The sequence below is a fragment of the Paeniglutamicibacter terrestris genome (assembly GCF_012271785.1).
GTDB classification, from domain to species: domain Bacteria; phylum Actinomycetota; class Actinomycetes; order Actinomycetales; family Micrococcaceae; genus Paeniglutamicibacter; species Paeniglutamicibacter terrestris.
In genome coordinates this window covers 1-1,444 of the sequence record NZ_JAAWVT010000026.1, presented here as the reverse complement: position 1 = coordinate 1,444, position 1,444 = coordinate 1, and the positions used below count along the sequence as shown (strand labels likewise).

Genomic DNA, 1,444 nt, shown 5'->3' with positions numbered 1-1,444 from the left:
TGAACTGCTCCCCGAAAGTTGGACTGAATAATTCAGATCCATACTTTCGGGGAGTTTTTCATGTTCCAAAGTAGTTCACTGACCACCGATCAACGGTTGTCTGCCGTTGACCTATTCGAACAAGGAATCGGGTATACCGCGGTATCCTCAAAATTGAACGTTAGCGCCAGGGCCGTTAGGTGCCTTGAGGAGCGATTCAAGATTTGGGGTAGAGCAGCATTGGAAAGCAAGCCAACCAAGCAGATTCATTCCTTCGAGTTTAAGCTCGAACTCGTCCGCCAGTTCCTGGAAGGCGAAGGAACTGCGCCAGATCTTGCCCGGAGGCATCAGCTCAGTTCCCCGAGCCTTCTGAGAACTTGGGCCAATACCTACCGAATCCATGGCGAGGACGGGTTACGCCCCAAGACCAAGGGGCGACCTAAGACCGTCTCTGGCGCAGAACGCGTTGAACCCACCGAACTCGAGCAACTACGCCGTGAAAACCAGCGGTTGGCGGCGGAGAATGCTTACCTAAAAAAAGTACGAGCCTTGAGGAACCAACCACCGCGCTGAAGGTCAGCACCGTGATTGCCCTCAAGGCATCCCATTCCCTGCCCCTGCTCCTACAGGCCGCTGGGTTAGCTCGTTCCACCTTTTTCTATCGCCAGGCCGCACTCAAGACCCCCGACCGGCATGCAGAGCTTCGCACCCAGATCCACGAGGTTTTCGCCCAAGTGAAGAGCCGCTACGGCCACCGACGCGTCCATGCGGTCCTAGCGCGCCGAGGCTGGCAGATCGCCCGCAAGACCGTACTGAAACTGATGCGTGAAGAAAAACTGGTCTGCAAGGTCCGCACCCGCCGCAGATTTTCCACTTACAAGGGTCAAGTCGGCAAGATCGCCGATAACCTGCTGAAGCGTAAGTTCGACGCTGAGGCACCAAACACCAAATGGGTGACCGACGTGACCGAGTTTAAGATCGCCGAGCGCAAGGTCTATCTCTCCCCAGTGCTGGATCTGTTTGACCGCTCGATCGTTTCCTACTCGGTGTCCGAATCGCCAAACACGGCGTTCACCAACCAATCACTGATCGAGGCGATCAGCACCTTGGCTCCGGGCGAGGCCCCGTTAATGCATTCTGATCAGGGATTTCAGTATCAGCATGTCAGTTGGCAGAGACTTCTCACCAAGGCCGGGATGGCTCAATCCATGTCGCGCAAGGGCAACTGTTTGGATAATTCGGTGATGGAAAACTTCTTCGGTCATCTGAAGGAAGAGATGTTTCACCGCCAAGAATTCACCGACATTGAGGTGTTCACTACCGAGCTGCGCGACTATATCCGCTGGTACAACGCCGAGCGCATCTCGTTAACGCTTGAGTGCCTGAGTCCGATGGAATATCGGGCTCAGGCACTCGCTGCGTAGACTCTTATTTACCGAGTCCAACTTTCGGGGTCCAGTTCATT

General features: G+C 54.9%; 1 protein-coding gene and 1 pseudogene. Both read left to right on the top strand.

Translation table 11 applies throughout. The features are described 5' to 3' along the window. Window positions 1-60 precede the first annotated feature (60 nt). A complete protein-coding gene (locus HED64_RS20310; protein ID WP_425351821.1) occupies window positions 61-552 on the top strand; it encodes a helix-turn-helix domain-containing protein in 492 nt (163 codons plus the stop codon). After that, window positions 543-1,403, top strand: a pseudogene (locus tag HED64_RS19610) (IS3 family transposase); the annotation flags it as partial. The gene HED64_RS20310 and the pseudogene HED64_RS19610, both read left to right, overlap by 10 nt. Window positions 1,404-1,444: the final 41 nt, after the last annotated feature.

Bases quoted from the DNA above. Each gene is read 5' to 3' on its own strand.
- HED64_RS20310 (WP_425351821.1), top strand. From the start codon at position 61: ATGTTCCAAAGTAGTTCACTGACCACCGATCAACGGTTGTCTGCCGTT.